Here is a 15,666-nt window from a genome sequence, read left to right as displayed (position 1 = left end):
GTCAGCCCCCTAGTCCATGAAACGCGGCAAGGCGCGGCACACCGGCCGCATGAATGTCGAGCTCGCGCGCCGGAGCCTCTGTCCGCCGCCCTGCCCTCAGCTTCGCAGAGCGCGCCCGCGGGTTTGCATCCGTTTCCATGTCGTGCGCCTCGACAGCCTTGCGCGTCAGATTTTCAAAAGTTGCCGGCGGAACCTCTTCCTCCGGCATGTGGCGCGACCCGCCGCCCCGCGTTTTTGTCCGATCCTGGAAGAACCGTTTGACGATGCGGTCCTCAAGCGAGTGAAAACTCACCAAAACCAGGCGGCCACCTGGCTTCAGGATGCGTTCAGCAGCGCCCAGCGCCTGAGCGGCCTGATGCAATTCGCCGTTCACATAAATCCGCAGGGCTTGAAATGTCCGTGTCGCCGGATGGATCTGCGCTTTCTTCGGAGAGCGCCCGAGGACTTTCTCGATCAGATTTGCAAGCTCAAGTGTGCGGCTGAACGGCTTTTCCTTGCGCGCATTGTCGATCGCATGCGCGACGGATGGCGCCCGTTTTTCTTCGCCCAAAAGCCCGATGATGCGGATTAGGTCCCGCACGGGCAACTCGTTGACCACGTCGGCAGCAGACGGCCCGGCTTGCTCCATGCGCATATCCAAAGGGCCGTCGCGCAGGAAGGAAAACCCGCGCTCGGCCTGATCCAGCTGCATGGAAGAAACGCCCAGATCGAGGACAACCCCATCAACGCCGTCAAACCCGCTCTCGCGCGCATGAATTTCCAGGTCCGCGAACTGACCAGGCACCAGGATCAGCCGGCCACCGGACTGGGCGACGAGTTCCTGACCGCCGGCAATTGCATCGGGATCACGGTCGATCCCGACCACCGTTGCGCCGCGTTCCAAAAGCTTGCGCGAGTAACCACCAGCCCCAAACGTGCCGTCAACCATCACCTCGCCCGGCTGAGGGTCGAGCCATTCCAGAACCTCGTTAAGAAGAACCGGCACATGACGCTCTGGTCCGCCAGCAGCAAGATCATCCGTCTTGTCGCCGAGCGCCATCATACCGGCTCTCCTTGCGAGGGTGCCGGGAGTTGCCCCGACAGCATTGCGAGTGCGCGCTTTTGGGCCTCTGCGCGATACTCGCGGAACCGCTCTGGTTCCCAGATCTGAAACTTGTAATCCATACCGACAAACGTGACGGTGTCGGAGAGGCTGGCATGGTCGCGGATCATGTCGGAGAGGGTCATACGGCCATCTCCATCGATCTTGATGATTTCGCTGGCACCGAACAGCGCTGCGGCGAGCATGTCATGATCGGGTGTGAGCTTGGCAAACTGCTGGGCGCGGTTCTGAATTTCAGCCACGAGCTGATTGCCTCCGGCGTCGACCGCCGCGCAATGCGCAGATGAAATACAGTAAAGCCCTTCAAACCCATCTCTCGCCAATACCGCGCGGAAGGGTGCCGGGATCGACACGCGACCCTTGGCATCCAGCCGGTTGGTAAAATGCGAAACAAAGCCGGCCATACATCCCCGCTACGGACCCCCGTCCGTGCAATCCCCGAAACAACCCAAAAAAGAAGGAAACGGCCCACCCTGTCAGAACATGCAGATTGCAACGGCAGCTCTTGCCAGCTCGTTAAGTCATGTCCTGAGCCCGTCGAACATGGGCCCGCGCTCCCCATTCTGGGTTAATATGGGATACCATGGGAAATCATGGGCGGTCAATGGAATCTCATGGATTCCTGCAGGATTTGATCGCACACGACCCCGTCGAGCGAAGGTAACGCCAACATGCTTAATGAAGCCTTGACAGAATAGTAGAATCGGAGTCGCAGAAATACGGAGGGTCCGCGCTCCAGCCGTCGGTGCGTGATGTCACCATCCCCAGTTTTCAAAGACTTGTGGATACAAAAAACGCCGCGGAAAATCCGCGGCGTAAGTTTGAGCATGCGCTCTTTGCGGCGCTCAAAGCGCTGAGGGTCAGGACCCAGCTATCTCACAGAAGAAAGTCTGTGTTGCCGAGAGCCCGCAGCTGATCGGCCACGCCGCCCGCATCTGCGACGACCGCGTTCCACTCTGCCGCTGTCAGATTGGCAAGTGACAGATCCTCAGCCTGGATATCTTCCAGCACATAGGTGTGCCCACCATTGTTCTGAACGGTGATTGTCAGATCGGTTCCGACCTCCTGGAGCGAGATGTCATTGACTGACAAGCTGCTGAAATCCAAAAGATCTTCAGAGGCATCAAAGTTGAGCACGGAGACTTCCCGCCCCCAATCCCACGTGATCGCCACCGTATCGGCACCCGACCCAAGGTTGATCGTATCCGAAGCGGACGGAGTAACCGTTGTTGCGGGCGGCGCTGGAACCTCCGAAGTGTCTGATGTATCGGGCGCGTCCGGTGTATCCGGGGTTTCGGTCCCTGGCACGGCACTCACACCTTCACGGACCTGGAACCCGTCAGTCCCTTGGCCGGCCGGCGCTTCCGGCGTCAGCAACGCTTCCCGCGACACCAACGACACATCGTTCTGATCGATCCCGAAAGGGGCTTCCAGATTGTCTTCCATCACCTGATCGAAATGGAACTCCAGATTGCCTGGAATGAGATCTGCTTTTTGAACGCCAGTGAAGGTGAAACTTTGACCACTCGGCAGAACACTGATGACCATTCCAGTCGGCGTATCCTCAACGCTCAAGCGTTCACGCGTGCCGAAATAGAGGAAACTGATCTTCTGTGTTGCCGGATCAAACCCGTTGATCACCTCGGTCTGCCCATATTCATGAGAGCGGATGTAGACCGTGTCGCCATCTCGCGGGCCGATGCCCTTTTCCCAGGACAGAACACCGCCGAGGTCCTGACGCAGGTGCTCGTTGCCGACCACGCCAAAGTTCTCAATGGTGAGATCCGCCAGCTGGACCCCTTGCAGGATCTGCATGTCCGGCCCCCACGGATTGTCGACGATCGGCTCACCGTTCGGGGTCATGTTCAAGATCAGGCCATGAACCGAAGCATTGCCGAAGTCGAGCTGATCCGCGGCCGGGTTAAAGCCAACGATATCATCCTTGCCAAACTCCGCGGCCCATTTGACGCCGCCAAGATCACTCGCTCCGGTCGGAACCGGTGTGTTGGATCCGTCCGCATCATAAATCACATCGAACCCTCCGGTGTCCGGCGTTTCGATGGATTGGCCCAAAAGACTTGCAACCTCATTGAGCGCAGATTCTTCGGCAACCATGAAATTGTTCATCGTCATGTCCGATAGAGACACGCCCGTCAGCACCGTTGTGTTGGCGACCTCGCCGGTAGCCGTGTAGACGGTAACCGTTAGACCGTTTGCCGTATCCTGAATCTCAAGGCGTTCCGCGATGACACCGGCTTCAAGATGAAGCATGTCCCCACCCGCCGGATCAAAATCCGGGATCACACGGGATGGGCTGTTCGGCATGATCATGATCATTTGCGCCCCATCCGGCATATCCGGCATGTCAGGCATATCCGGATTATCGGGCATGTCCGGCGTGCCAGGCCCTGAACCTGATCCCACCTGCGACAGGATTTCCCGGCCGGTTTCCGTGCTCTGGATCGTGAAATTCGAGGCAGACAGATCGCTCAAGGTAACCCCTTGCAGCGTCACGGTCTGATTGTTCGATGCCATCGTGAAAATCACGTTGCCATTGACTTCCGTGACATCGATCGCTTCCGGCCCAAACCAGTCGATGAAGATGGTGTCACTTTGTGGGTTGAAGTTGGACACGACACGATCCGTGCCCCACGCCCAGGTGATCACAACCGAAGCATTTGCCGCCGTGACCCCAGCGGTCCCGTTCCAACTACCCGAATCGGTGGGCGGGGCCGGTGTGGGATCAACAGGGTCCGGGTCAACGGGATCAGGATCAACAGGATCTGGATCCACCGGCACTTCGGGATCGGGCGTTCCGCTATCCTGACCGATCAAACCGAAAATCTTGCTGGCTGTCCCAGAATCCAGGACGGTGAAATTGGAGGGGCTGAGATCAGACAGCTGCACCCCTTGAAGGGTTGTGGTCTGATTGTTGGATGCTACGGCAAACACAACACCGTTTGCCGTCTGGGTAAGCGAGAGATCGGCCGCACCGATCCAGTCAACAAAAATGCTGTCGGTTGCAGGATCAAAGTTCGAAACAACCGTGTCCTGTCCCCACGACCAGGTGATCACGACGTCCGCAGAGCCCTCGTCGACGTCAGCCGATCCGTTGTCTCCGTTTCCTGGCGTCCCCGGGGTGCCTGGTGTTCCGGGCGAGCCGCCGTCTGGCGTTCCAAGTCCTTCGTCCCCGGTTAGGCGGCTCTCATAGAAAGCGATTGCCTCGGCAACGGTCGGGGCATCAAAACCGCCGAACTGCTCCATATATTGCAAAATGGAGGTGCCATATTCATCCGTACTGACCGCCCCGCTTTGCAGAAGGGAGGCTGTCCCCCAGGCGCCCCGCAAGTGGGCTGCGGCCATGATCCCGGTCAATGTCAGCTCAACTGTTACCGTCTGACCATTCTGCGTGTAGGTCGCAGTCTGGCCGATATAGTCGCTTAGCGATTGACCGCTGTTTGCGAGCTGGTTTTCGATGACCTGAAGATTGTAGCCAAAGGCTTCCTGGATCGCGACATCCTGGGCGGCCTTGGTTGTGAAGTCCGAAAAGGAGTTCACGCCGTTCTTCCCCGTCCAGGTCCCATCCCACGTGTTGGTGGCCGCACCGTTTCCATAAAACACCGTGTCGTCGTAGTAGCCGAGATCGATGAGCAGCGCTTCACCGAACTGGAAGCCAACAAACCCAAGCGAGTTCTGAGACTGGTAGGCCATCGCCTCCCATTCGGCATCTGTCAGCTGAGACCAGCTCGAATACTGCGGAAACCGGTCTTGCACCGGGCCGCCAGCCCATTGATCAAGCTGCCAATCCTGAATGACACCAGAGTCGTAACGCTCTCGATCCCATCCCGATTCAAATGCCAGCAATGCGGACAAGAAGTCTTGATATGTTCCGGCCATTTGTTCCCTGCCTTGTGAGTACATAACGATCTCAAACTAGGCAGCGAATTGGCATGAATCATGGGCGCAAAATTAAATAGTAGAGGTATTATTGTGGCGAATATTTCATTATTTGGCAATTTTGAGGCAATGATTACTTGGTAAAACTGATCACAACACTTGAGAACAGATTTCATTCCCGAGAAGTTCAAAATTTATTTGGCTATCGGCTGCATCAGCAGAACACGCGGCTGCGAGCGGTTGCCTTTGGGGACTCTCCGAAGCGCTTCTTATAGGCAACAGAAAACCGCCCAAGATGACGATGCCCTGATAATTCAGCGACGTCGCTGACAGGGAGGTCGCCATTTCGGGCAAGCAACAAATGACGGGCCAGGTTCAGGCGGCACTGCTGCAAATATTGAACAGGTGTGAGGCCCATTTCGCGTTTGAAGACCAGCTGCAAGTTGCGCGGAGTGGTTCCGGCATGATTGCTAAGCTCTATCAGACTGAAATCTTCCCTCATCCGGTCATGGATCATATCAACGGCCCGCTTCAGGATGGCAGGTCCGGACTTTTGCGTTTCATGAGAGAGTAAGACGGAAGCCGTGTTCTCTTGTACCTCAAGCAGAGAAACGATCAGTTCTTCTTCGAGATACAGTTGGGACGTGCGGTTGTCTGATCCAAACAGCTCTCCATTCTCAGCAGCATGAACCAGCCCCCACAGTTTGCGCATCCATTGGTGTGCTTCCGGTCGTTTCAGAAGAAATTCCGGCGCAAACCGCAGCTGGGCGCCCAAATCCATACCCGCGATACTAGAGGCAACGTCGTCCACAAACTGCCGATCAATCTGAACCAGCAATTGCTCGCAACCCGAATGCCAGCGCATCACCGTATGGCGGTCAGGATTGAGGATGGAGGCTGTCTGCGTGTTAGACGCCACGGCCTGGCAGCCGTTGGTGATTTCGGCAGCACCGGTAAGCGGGATCTGGATCAGAAAAAATCGGGTCAGCTCGCCCGGCTCAATCGTCACGTCACCGCCATAGCGTAGGTAATTGAGCGAGACATGCTCTCCGGTAACCCGGTGCTGGCAGGCGTCGAACCTGTCATCGGAGGATTGCCGCTCCAGCTTATGACTACAGAAGTGGCGCGCAACGATGTCCCGGGCCGCATCAACATCTAAGGTCTGAAAGCGGCGGAAGTCACTCAGCGGTGGGGGCCTTTGCGGTTGAACCATCATATCCGAATGATGCCTCCGGCTTTACCGCAGGATCAAGCGTTCTCGCTGCTGCAATGCGGCAATTCGCAGCTCTCATCAAACTAATTTCGTAATCTGGATAAAAAGTCCGGGCCTTTCAGCGTTAGCCTGATCCTGTCTTGAAAGAGAGGGGACATAAAAATGCAGAACGGAGCCGGGATTACCGCATCCAAAGACGGGCTCGACGGCGTCAGCTGGAACGTCGTTGGCCACACATACACACCCAAGGTCCACAGCACCAACGCCTTCATCTGGCATGCCGTGGTGCCGGCGGAAACGTTCGTACCGCCGCATATTCACCCGACCCAGGACGAATGGATCGTCATGCTGGAGGGGGAACTGGAGGTCGAAATGGGTGGCAACGTCCATAAGGCAGGTCCAGGCGACACGGTGCGCATGCCCATGGGCGAAGCCCACGGCATTTTCAATCGGTCCGGCAAGACCGCGACCTGCGTCTTCGGCGTCGCGCCAGCCCGGAAGCTCTTCGATTTGTTCGGCGCCTTGAACGGTGTCACGGATCCGGAAGAACTCGTGCGCCTTTCCGCTTTGCACGAAGTTGATTTCCTACCCCCGCCCGATCAGGCCTGATCGCCGCGCATTCTGGAGGGGAAGACATGACAAAACGGAAAACAGTCGCCGTCATTGGTGGCGGCGTGAGCGGTCTTGCGGCTGCCAAAGCCTTCGACGAACGCGGTCACCGTGTTCTCGGATTTGAACGAAGTCACGATTTCGGCGGGGTCTGGGAGCTGTCCCGGTCCTATCCGGATGTGCAGACCCAATCACCAAAAGATCTTTACCGGTTCACCGATCTGCCAATGCCGGACGACTATCCGGAATGGCCGAAGGGTCCTCAAGTCCATGCCTATGTTCATGCTTATGCGAAGAAACACAATCTGGCGCGTTTGTTCCGGCTGAACACGACAGTTCTATCCATGGACCGGCGGGCCGGCGGTCAGCAGGGCTGGACCTTAAAGCTGGAAGCAGCGGGCAAAACCTGGACCCAGGATTTTGACTTTGTCGCTGTGTGCACAGGTCAGTTTTCGGACAAGAACATCATCTCCCACCCGGGACAGGAGGCCTTTGTCCAGACTGGCGGACAGGTCATGCACAGTTCGGACTACACGGACAGCAGCTTAGCGGCCGGCAAAAACGTGGTCGTGCTAGGCGGTTCAAAATCAGCCACGGACATTGCGGTCAATGCCGCCAAGAACGGCGCAAAATCGGTGACACTGGTCTACCGCGAACCGGTTTGGCGTGTGCCGTATTTCATTGGTGGCATCAACTTCAAGCGGCTGTTGTACATGCGGGCGCAGGAGCTGCAATTCAACGGCTGGAACCCGTCGATCACCGGCAAGATCCTGTCCGCGCTGTTCAAGCCGCTCATTTGGGCCAATTTCCGCGGATTGGAAATGATGCTCAAAACCCAGTTGAAGCTGAAAAAGTGGGACATGGTACCGGATGTGCCGATCGAGAAGGACGCCTCTTGTTCCCTGCCGATCGTGACGCCGGGCCTCTTCGAAGGCTTCGAAGCCGGGACGATCAAGCCGGTACGGGGAACCATCGACCATTATGAGGACGGCCATGCGGTGTTGACCACCGGGGACCGGGTGCCCTGTGATGTTTCGGTTCTTGCTGTTGGCTGGAAACTGGGCGTGCCTTATCTCGCCAAAGGGTATCAGGACAAGCTGATCGAGCCGGATGGCCAATACCGTGTCTACCGCTTGTCAGTGAACCCGGATCTGCCCGACATGGGCTTTGTCGGTTTCAACTCCAGTTTCTGCACAATCCTGTCGGCGGAAATGATTGCAAACTGGCTGGTGCGCTTCGCAGACGGTCAGCTCGCAAATCAGCCAACTGACAGGCAAATGCGGGACAACATCGACATGATGCTCGGTTGGCGGCGCAAGGAGCGGCCCGCTGCACAGGTCTATGGCGGCCTGTGTTCGGCCCCGTTCCACTTCCGGCACTTCGATGAGCTGCTGGCGGATATGGGCGCCACAAAGACCAAACGATCCAATCCGCTTGCCGAACAGTTCTCCTATCCGAATGCGGATGCTTATGGCGGATATCTCGCCAGCACGCCGCAATATATGGCTGGATAGAGTAAAGGAATAATGCCAGTCGGCCTATAAGCCGGGTTCTGTATGGCCCACGCCAATCCGTAGATCTGCGCGGACGTGACAGCCATTCATCTGGGACGCCTGTTGCCAGACGCCTCACGCAACCAACCCGGACAACTGGCCTGGAAACCGGCCTGGGCCTTGGATTGCTCCAGGGTCCGCGTTGTCCCTATTCGGTCTTGCTCCCGGTGGGGTTTACCGTGCCGCCGCTGTTACCAGAGGCGCGGTGGGCTCTTACCCCACCCTTTCACCCTTACTCCGGCAAAGCCGGAGCGGTTTGCTTTCTGTGGCACTTTCCCTAAGGTCGCCCTCGCCGGGCGTTACCCGGCACCGTGTCTCCATGGAGCCCGGACTTTCCTCCCCCGCGGCCTTTCGGCACTTGCGGCAGCGGCTGTCCGGCCGACTGGCGCTCCGGGACTTAAGTTGCTTTTAAAACAAGGTCAAGCGAGCCGCCATGCAATCCCCGCTTCTCCATCAAGCTGCTTTCAGCATCTTGTAGGCAACGGACGGCAAGAAGCGGTGCAAGGTGTAAAGGACCGGAACCCGGCCCAGCCGGATTTCATCTTGTCCAGCCGACAGCCCTCGGACGATGGTTTGGGCAGCATCGAGAGCTGACAACGCGGACTGTTCCCGTCCGGCAGCCATGCGCGTTCTCAGGAGATCCGGCACGATGTCCGTAACGCCAATGCCGGTCTTTTCAAGTTGATACCGTAGGCTGCGGGCAAACGCCGACAACCCGGCTTTCGTTGCACAATAGACCGGTGTCGATTGCTTCGGCACCCGGCCCAGCGCCGATGTAACGAAGGCAACGCGTGCAGATGCCGCTTGTTTCAAGAGCGGCAGCAGATCTGATGTCAATTCGATCGGCGCTTGCAAGTTGATCGACATCTCAGCTTCGACAAGCTCAGGCGACGCACTGCCAATCGCAAAATCGACCGCTTGTTGAATACCGGCATTGTTGATCAGGAGGTCGATCGGCCGATCCAGGTCATAAATTCCTTCAACAAACCGGCGCCGGTCGCCCGGGTCCGTCAGATCAAGGCAAAAGGAGTGCACTTTGCCATTGTCTTCTGCGGCCCGAAGTGCACTTTCCGTCCGCCCGCAAATGATCACGCGATGTCCGGCATGCCCATAAAGACGGGTCAGCTGCGCCCCAAGACCGATGCCGCCGCCGGTAATCACGATTGTCTTTTCAGTACTCATGTCTTTTGTCTCCTGATAAAACTTTGACAGGAGCGATACCGATTTTAAGCTGGGCACTGCATTAACCCGGTTAAGAAGCGCGCTGCTTGCCGCGGCGGGCCCGAATGCGCGAAAGCGCGACCGGCGTAATCCCGAGATATGAGGCGATATGATATTGCGGCAATCTGGGAGCAAGATCTGAAAAGTCGTCCAGAAATGCCTCATATCGCGCACCCGCATCCTGAAGAAGAAAAGACGCTTCCCGCTGCTCCTTCTTGAGCGCCAGCATGGCAACGGACCGGCTCAACAACCGTTCCCAGTGGATGTCGGCCTCAATCTGCTGGCGCACAAACTCCATCGGCAAGGCAATTGTGACTGTGTCTTCCAACGCCTGTGTGAAAAACGGGCTCGGCACACCGGAAAGGAATGTCGACAGGCTGGTTACCACGCTGCCCGCAGCGACGAAGTTCTTGTTAAACTCCTTGCCGTCATCCGTGAGGTAGAAAAAACGCACCAAGCCCGATTGGATGAAATAAAGGACGTCGGGCCGATCGCCGGCGGAAAACAGAACATCATCAGCCTGAAAACGCCGGACCACCGAAGCGTCCAAAGCTACGTCGGCACTTTGAGCCGGCAAACCACCGCTTTGCCGGAGCCACCCATTGAACATGGTCACTGGCGACTGGGTCATGTCTATCCCGTTTTCTCCCATCACGCGCCAACCAGATGGTGCTTCGAAGGGACTGATAAAACACCAAACAGGGCGGATTTATGCGCCGCGATTTAGCTGCATGTCTAGTCGCGCATTGCCCATCACGCCCCCTCACCTCACCAACACGTTTTCTTGACCCACTCAAAAATCGGCTGACTACAGCCATTCCTGACGGAAAGTATATTTTTGACTACTGAGTACAGAATACCTATCTGTGGTCTGGCAATCGCGCCACTCGATGGAGAATTCAATGACTGACTTTCAATTGCACACCAAGGAAACAGCCCCGGAAGGCGGCGCTGAACTTCTGGAAAGATCTGAAAAGGCATTTGGCCGGATCCCGGGCCTGCACGCAGTGATGTCTGAGTCGCCGCAACACCTTGAGGCTTATCAAAAGCTTCATGAGCTGTTCCAGCAGACAAGCCTCTCAACGGTCGAACAAAACGTCGTTTGGTTGACCATCAACGTCGAGCACGAGTGCCACTACTGTGTTCCGGCTCACACTGGAATTGCACACATGCAAAAGGTGCCGCAGGACGTAATTGATGCGCTGCGCGACAACACACCGCTGGCGGACCCGCGTCTGGAAGCCCTTCGTGACTTCACGCTGAAGGTTGTGCGTCAACGCGGGCATGTCAGTGACGCCGATGTCCAAACGTTTCTTGACGCCGGCTTTACCAAACGCAATGTGCTCGACATCATTCTTGGGCTGGCCCAGAAGGTCATGTCGAACTATGTCAATCACCTTGCAGAAACGCCGGTCGACAAGGTGTTCGAAAAATTTGCATGGACACCGCCGGCTCGCGAAGCTGCAGAATAACCCCGTCCCCGGCCGGCATCTTGCCGGCCGGGCCGCAAATCGATGATCGGATATGGCAGGAAGACCGAAGAGTTTTGATGAAGAGGCCGCAATGGACGCGTTTGTCGACGTGTTCTGGACCAAGGGCTACGGCGGGACATCCGTAGATGACCTGCAATCAGCTGCCGGCATCAAGCGCGGCAGTTTCTATGCCTCCTTCGGGAGCAAGGACGACGTCTTCCAAACCGTAATGGACCGATACTGGAATGGTGTCACTGAACCCGGCCTGTCCAATCTGGAACCGGCTGAAACCGCGATTGATGGAGTCGCAGATTTCTTGCGCCATGTCGGCCGTTTCATGTCGGAAAACCCGTTCCGAGGGTGTTTACTGCTGTCATCCGCAGGCACAAGCACGTCCAAAGTTGAAGCGTCCGAAGCCGTTTCGGAGCGTATGGCACATTTGGAAGCCCGGCTCACAGAACGTCTGCAAACCGATCCAGACCTCCCTTTGGATCGTGCACGCGAACTGGCGGCTTATGTCCTGACGATACTTCTCGGCCTCAACGCGATGGCGCGCACGGGACACGATGGCAACTCGATCCGAGCTGCCGCAGAATTCGCAGCAAGCTCCCTGCACAAAACACTCTGATTCACCGACGAATTGGCGGCGTCCTGACGGAGCATTTGAGACGTTAGTCAGGCCACGTCTTTGGAAGTTTATCTTCGAAGCGTGGATCGGTCATTAACTCTATGTACTCATCAATGCGGTGATCTTCGCCGAAATCAATCCCCTTGGGATTCATCCAGATTGTCTTCCCAACATGTTTAAACCGCAAAAAGCCAGGCGGGACATGACACACCGTGTCATCTGAACGACATAAGTTCAGCACACGATCGGTCCCATCGAGCTTGGAGACACCACGGCATGTTTTTGGCGATGCAAATGCAATCGTCGGCAACCCTAATGACCAGCCAACAATCTGTGCAGAAGCAGCACCGAGACTATGTCCAATTACAAGTTTCAATTTCTGAGGTTTTGCAAATGCGTAAACATACTGAGCATGCTCGAGAAAGCCTGCGTGCCACTTTACGCCACTGTCGCCGCTAACCACCGAAAACCCATGGGTCTCGGAACCATCGCGATCGAAAACATCAAAGTTGAAGTCAAACCAGTCACTGAATTCATTGGTCCCCGGAATGACCAGAATTCCACCTTTCAAAACGTAAGCCTGAACGCCGTTAATGTCGATTTGCTCATCAACATCAAGAGCCCCGGGATCGTTATAGACCTCTTTCAATAAGTGCGCCGCGCTCAATAATTTCATAGCATCACCCAAAAAATGAACTGTGTGCAGATCAACTATCGGTGTTTCCGAAAAAACCCATCATACACTTAAAAATATACATTAATATATTTTGCAATCAATCTCTACGATGCCTCATGTTATTGAGAGAGGCGCATGGAGCACACTAAGTCCGTAATAATACCGCATCGCACCATCTTCATTTTCCTGTCATTCTCAGGGCATTAACCTTGGGAAGATGGATTACAATGCGGGGACGCATTTATGAAACATGCGGTCAAGGCGGCGGAAGCTGCCGAAATGATACCGGACGGCTCTTCCTTGCTGATCGGCGGCTTTATGGGTGTCGGAACGCCGCATCGGCTGATAGATGCACTGGTCGAACGCGGTGCCAAAGACATGATCGTGATCGCCAACGACACGGCCATGCCGGGCAAAGGGATCGGCAAACTGATCACCTCCGGCTGTGTGTCCAAGGTAATCGCTTCGCATATCGGCCTCAATCCTGAAACACAGCAGAAGATGATTTCCGGTGAGATCGAGGTGGATCTCGTCCCTCAGGGCACGCTGGTGGAACGGATTCGTGCGGCCGGTGTTGGACTTGGCGGCATTCTGACCCCCACCGGCATCGGAACGCCTGTCGAAAACGGCAAGCAAACCGTTACGGTCAACGGCAAGGACTATCTCCTGGAAGAACCGCTTGGCGGGGATTATGCGCTGATTGCCGCGCATCAGGCCGATTATGTCGGCAACCTCGAATATTCGCTGACCGCGCATAACTTCAACCCGATCATGGCCATGGCCGGTGCGACCGTGATTGCCGAACCTCAAACGATTGTCCCGGTCGGCGTCATCTCGCCGGATTCCGTCAAGACCCCGGGAATTCTGGTGGATCACTTGTTGGAGAGGGCTCACTGATGGATGCCAAGGAAATCATCGCCCGCCGGGTTGCCCAGGAAATCCAGCCGGACACGCTGGTCAATCTCGGGATCGGTCTGCCCTCAATGGTCGCCAATTACCTGCCGAAAGAAGTGCACGTCTTCTTCCAGGCGGAAAATGGCGTGATCGGACTTGGAGCACGGCCACCGGAGGGCATGGAGGATCCCGACCTCACCGATGCGGGCGGCGGATTTGTGACAGCGGTTCCGGGCGCGGCGTCGATCGACAGCGCCATGAGTTTCGGCCTGATCCGCGGTGGCCATCTCGACACGACTGTACTCGGCGGCCTTCAGGTCGATGAACGGGGTTTTCTGGCAAACTGGATGATCCCGGGAAAGATGGTGCCGGGCATGGGCGGCGCGATGGATCTGGTCGCCGGTGCAAAGAACGTGATCGTTGCCATGGTTCATACCGCGAAGGGCAAACCGAAGATCCTTCACGAATGCCAGTTACCGCTGACAGCCCAGCGCCGGGTCAGCCTGATCGTCACTGAAATGGCCGTGATTGAACCAACAGAAGAGGGACTTCTCCTGAAAGAAGTCGGGCCAGGTGCCAGCGTCGATGATGTTATTTCGGCAACAGAAGCCAGCCTGATCATTCGGGGCGACGTGCCGCAAATGAAGCTCGCCTGAACAACCAACAGCCGCCCAAGACGGCAACATGACTAGACATCAGCGGCGTTGCCGTCCAGGTCAGGGTTATAGGTATATCTTCAGATGCGAGGCGGCTCGGAACACCCCTAAATTCGGGGCATGATCCAATCCGTGATAACCGTCCTTGGCGGGCTCGGCCTGTTTCTTCTGGGCATGCACCTCATGACCCGGGGATTGCGGCAGCTCGCGGGAAACCGGCTCCGCCAGTACATTCAAAACTCAACCAGCACGCCCGCAACCGGCGCCCTCTCCGGCGCACTGGCAACAGCCTTGTTGCAGTCTTCAAGTGCGACCACCGTCGCGACCGTTGGTTTCGTCAGTGCAGGGCTTATGACGTTTCCGCAGGCCCTTGGCGTCATCTTCGGGGCAAACATTGGCACCACGATTACGGGCTGGATGGTCGCCCTCCTCGGCTTCAAGCTCAAGATCGGCCTGCTCGCGCAGCCTTTGATCTTTTTCGGTGTTCTTTTGCAGCTTTTCGGCCGTGACCGCTGGCAACCCTTCGGGTTGGCCATTGCCGGGTTTGGCCTTCTGTTCGTCGGCATCGATACATTGACCCAGGGCTTTTCCATTCTGGAAGGCCGTATCACTCCGGATGATTTTCCCGGCGACACCTTTTTTGGACGCGTTCAACTGGTCCTGATCGGGGTGGTGATTACGCTCATCACCCAATCCTCAAGCGCAGGTGTTGCAACAGCACTGGCAGCCCTGACGGTTGGAGCAATTTCCTTCCCGCAGGCTGCCGCCCTTGTCATTGGGATGGACGTAGGAACTACAGCGACCGCAGCGCTCGCAACCGTCGGCGGATCGGTCGCATCCCGCCGCACAGGATTTGCGCACGTCGTTTATAATCTGATGACCGGTTTGATCGCGTTTTGCCTCCTGGTGCCGCTTGGCTGGCTGTACGCGGCCGCCGGGCCGCACATAGACCCCCAGATAGCGCTGGTCGGTTTCCATACAGTGTTTAACCTCATCGGTGTCTTGGCCGTCCTTGGCGTGACAAAGCACTTCGCGCGGTTGATCATCTGGCTGATCCCGTCCAAGGGAGAAGACCCGGCCGAGCGGTTGGATGATCGCCTCTTGAAAGATCCGGAAGCCGCTTTGGATGCCGCGCGCGCAGCCGTTCAGGATCAGGCAAAACTGCTTTTCGGAGCAGTCTCAGATGCGCTTGGGGCGGAGCCAAGGGAAATCCGGCCGGTTTCTATTGATGCATTTGAACAGACGAACACATCCCTCCGGTCCTATTTGGATCGCATCAAGACCGGGCAAGAAGATCCTGCCGCCAATGCAGACCACATTCACCTTTTGCACGCACTCGACCATATGGACCGGCTGACCGACCGGCTCCGCCAGAGCGACCGGATCGAGACGATCCGAACAACAGAGCTCCTCTCCCGTTTCGGACACCAGCTTTCCGGCCTCGCGGGACGTTTCAATGACGCTAAGGGGGACCCTGCCGTTTCCGCCGAATTTGATGCGCTTCGGCAGGCATTTCGAGAAGAACGCCGGCTCACCCGGGAAAACACCTTGAACCAGGCCGCCAACGATCAGGTTGGGTTGGAAGAAGCCATCGCCCGTGTCGACAGTATCCGCTGGCTACATCGTTCCACCTATCATTTATGGCGGATCTCGGTGCATCTCGTGGACGGAAGAAACGGCGAGGCTCCCAAGACCGACGCGCGTCTTGAGATGGAGTTGGATAAAACCTGACCACATATCCGATC

Annotated in this window: 14 protein-coding genes and 1 other RNA gene; 7 read left to right on the top strand and 8 right to left on the bottom strand. The window is 56.8% G+C overall.

The genetic code is table 11. From position 1 onward, the window contains the following. Position 1: 1 nt before the first annotated feature. The 4 genes from rsmH to ACQY4Z_RS19250 form a co-directional block, all read right to left on the bottom strand. Complete coding sequence (rsmH, locus tag ACQY4Z_RS19265) at positions 2–1,042, bottom strand: 16S rRNA (cytosine(1402)-N(4))-methyltransferase RsmH (RefSeq protein WP_428523971.1); 1,041 nt, start codon at positions 1,040–1,042, stop codon at positions 2–4. Continuing rightward, positions 1,039–1,506, bottom strand: coding sequence for a division/cell wall cluster transcriptional repressor MraZ (locus ACQY4Z_RS19260; RefSeq protein WP_428523969.1), 468 nt, complete (start codon positions 1,504–1,506; stop codon positions 1,039–1,041). The genes rsmH and ACQY4Z_RS19260 overlap by 4 nt, the downstream gene beginning before the upstream one ends. A 472-nt stretch (positions 1,507–1,978) precedes the next feature. Beyond that, positions 1,979–4,999 (bottom strand): hypothetical protein, encoded by a 3,021-nt coding sequence (locus ACQY4Z_RS19255; protein WP_428523967.1) that lies wholly within the window; start codon positions 4,997–4,999, stop codon positions 1,979–1,981. Between the two features lie 214 nt (positions 5,000–5,213). Next, positions 5,214–6,215, bottom strand: coding sequence for an AraC family transcriptional regulator (locus tag ACQY4Z_RS19250; RefSeq protein WP_428523965.1), 1,002 nt, complete (start codon positions 6,213–6,215; stop codon positions 5,214–5,216). A gap of 159 nt (positions 6,216–6,374) precedes the next feature. Here ACQY4Z_RS19250 and ACQY4Z_RS19245 point away from each other — a divergent pair, with 159 nt between their 5' ends. Together ACQY4Z_RS19245 and ACQY4Z_RS19240 are read left to right on the top strand one after the other, a co-directional pair. Next, positions 6,375–6,821, top strand: coding sequence for a cupin domain-containing protein (locus tag ACQY4Z_RS19245; RefSeq protein WP_428523963.1), 447 nt, complete (start codon positions 6,375–6,377; stop codon positions 6,819–6,821). Between the two features lie 26 nt (positions 6,822–6,847). Then, the gene (locus tag ACQY4Z_RS19240; protein ID WP_428523961.1) at positions 6,848–8,335 is read left to right on the top strand and encodes a flavin-containing monooxygenase; all 1,488 of its coding nucleotides are present in this window, start codon (positions 6,848–6,850) and stop codon (positions 8,333–8,335) included. 11 nt (positions 8,336–8,346) lie between these two features. Here ACQY4Z_RS19240 and rnpB read toward each other — a convergent pair. The 3 genes from rnpB to ACQY4Z_RS19225 all read right to left on the bottom strand — a co-directional run bounded on the left by rnpB (position 8,347) and on the right by ACQY4Z_RS19225 (position 10,226). Then, an RNA gene (rnpB, locus tag ACQY4Z_RS19235) (RNase P RNA component class A) lies at positions 8,347–8,760 on the bottom strand. A gap of 67 nt (positions 8,761–8,827) precedes the next feature. Beyond that, positions 8,828–9,556, bottom strand: coding sequence for an SDR family NAD(P)-dependent oxidoreductase (locus ACQY4Z_RS19230; RefSeq protein ID WP_428523959.1), 729 nt, complete (start codon positions 9,554–9,556; stop codon positions 8,828–8,830). Positions 9,557–9,626: 70 nt separating this feature from the next. After that, the gene (locus tag ACQY4Z_RS19225; RefSeq protein ID WP_428523957.1) at positions 9,627–10,226 is read right to left on the bottom strand and encodes a Crp/Fnr family transcriptional regulator; all 600 of its coding nucleotides are present in this window, start codon (positions 10,224–10,226) and stop codon (positions 9,627–9,629) included. Positions 10,227–10,497: 271 nt separating this feature from the next. Between ACQY4Z_RS19225 and ACQY4Z_RS19220 the strand changes: the two genes are divergently transcribed. Together ACQY4Z_RS19220 and ACQY4Z_RS19215 are read left to right on the top strand one after the other, a co-directional pair. Beyond that, positions 10,498–11,067: a carboxymuconolactone decarboxylase family protein gene (locus ACQY4Z_RS19220; protein ID WP_409692986.1), complete on the top strand. Its 570-nt coding sequence runs from the start codon at positions 10,498–10,500 to the stop codon at positions 11,065–11,067. 52 nt (positions 11,068–11,119) lie between these two features. Then, on the top strand, positions 11,120–11,695 hold the full coding sequence (locus ACQY4Z_RS19215; protein WP_428523955.1) for a TetR/AcrR family transcriptional regulator: 576 nt from the start codon (positions 11,120–11,122) through the stop codon (positions 11,693–11,695). 43 nt (positions 11,696–11,738) lie between these two features. Here the strand turns inward: ACQY4Z_RS19215 and ACQY4Z_RS19210 are convergent, their stop codons facing one another. Next, the gene (locus ACQY4Z_RS19210) at positions 11,739–12,371 is read right to left on the bottom strand and encodes a hypothetical protein (protein WP_428523953.1); all 633 of its coding nucleotides are present in this window, start codon (positions 12,369–12,371) and stop codon (positions 11,739–11,741) included. Between the two features lie 243 nt (positions 12,372–12,614). Here ACQY4Z_RS19210 and ACQY4Z_RS19205 point away from each other — a divergent pair, with 243 nt between their 5' ends. From ACQY4Z_RS19205 to ACQY4Z_RS19195, 3 genes are all read left to right on the top strand, one after another. Next, on the top strand, positions 12,615–13,268 hold the full coding sequence (locus ACQY4Z_RS19205) for a CoA transferase subunit A (RefSeq protein ID WP_428523951.1): 654 nt from the start codon (positions 12,615–12,617) through the stop codon (positions 13,266–13,268). Beyond that, on the top strand, positions 13,268–13,921 hold the full coding sequence (locus tag ACQY4Z_RS19200) for a 3-oxoacid CoA-transferase subunit B (RefSeq protein WP_055672181.1): 654 nt from the start codon (positions 13,268–13,270) through the stop codon (positions 13,919–13,921). Before ACQY4Z_RS19205 ends, ACQY4Z_RS19200 begins: the two co-directional genes overlap by 1 nt. 132 nt (positions 13,922–14,053) lie before the next feature. Further along, positions 14,054–15,652 (top strand): Na/Pi cotransporter family protein, encoded by a 1,599-nt coding sequence (locus ACQY4Z_RS19195; RefSeq protein ID WP_428523949.1) that lies wholly within the window; start codon positions 14,054–14,056, stop codon positions 15,650–15,652. Positions 15,653–15,666 lie beyond the last annotated feature (14 nt).

The sequence above is a fragment of the Roseibium sp. genome, assembly GCF_965276855.1.
Classification (GTDB): domain Bacteria; phylum Pseudomonadota; class Alphaproteobacteria; order Rhizobiales; family Stappiaceae; genus Roseibium.
The sequence above is the reverse complement of the archived record's forward strand: the minus strand, read 5'-3'. Positions and strand labels throughout refer to the sequence as shown.

Bases quoted from the DNA above. Each gene is read 5' to 3' on its own strand.
- rsmH (WP_428523971.1), bottom strand. From the start codon at position 1,042: ATGATGGCGCTCGGCGACAAGACGGATGATCTTGCTGCTGGCGGACCA.
- ACQY4Z_RS19260 (WP_428523969.1), bottom strand. From the start codon at position 1,506: ATGGCCGGCTTTGTTTCGCATTTTACCAACCGGCTGGATGCCAAGGGT.
- ACQY4Z_RS19255 (WP_428523967.1), bottom strand. From the start codon at position 4,999: ATGGCCGGAACATATCAAGACTTCTTGTCCGCATTGCTGGCATTTGAA.
- ACQY4Z_RS19250 (WP_428523965.1), bottom strand. From the start codon at position 6,215: ATGATGGTTCAACCGCAAAGGCCCCCACCGCTGAGTGACTTCCGCCGC.
- ACQY4Z_RS19245 (WP_428523963.1), top strand. From the start codon at position 6,375: ATGCAGAACGGAGCCGGGATTACCGCATCCAAAGACGGGCTCGACGGC.
- ACQY4Z_RS19240 (WP_428523961.1), top strand. From the start codon at position 6,848: ATGACAAAACGGAAAACAGTCGCCGTCATTGGTGGCGGCGTGAGCGGT.
- ACQY4Z_RS19230 (WP_428523959.1), bottom strand. From the start codon at position 9,556: ATGAGTACTGAAAAGACAATCGTGATTACCGGCGGCGGCATCGGTCTT.
- ACQY4Z_RS19225 (WP_428523957.1), bottom strand. From the start codon at position 10,226: ATGACCCAGTCGCCAGTGACCATGTTCAATGGGTGGCTCCGGCAAAGC.
- ACQY4Z_RS19220 (WP_409692986.1), top strand. From the start codon at position 10,498: ATGACTGACTTTCAATTGCACACCAAGGAAACAGCCCCGGAAGGCGGC.
- ACQY4Z_RS19215 (WP_428523955.1), top strand. From the start codon at position 11,120: ATGGCAGGAAGACCGAAGAGTTTTGATGAAGAGGCCGCAATGGACGCG.
- ACQY4Z_RS19210 (WP_428523953.1), bottom strand. From the start codon at position 12,371: ATGAAATTATTGAGCGCGGCGCACTTATTGAAAGAGGTCTATAACGAT.
- ACQY4Z_RS19205 (WP_428523951.1), top strand. From the start codon at position 12,615: ATGAAACATGCGGTCAAGGCGGCGGAAGCTGCCGAAATGATACCGGAC.
- ACQY4Z_RS19200 (WP_055672181.1), top strand. From the start codon at position 13,268: ATGGATGCCAAGGAAATCATCGCCCGCCGGGTTGCCCAGGAAATCCAG.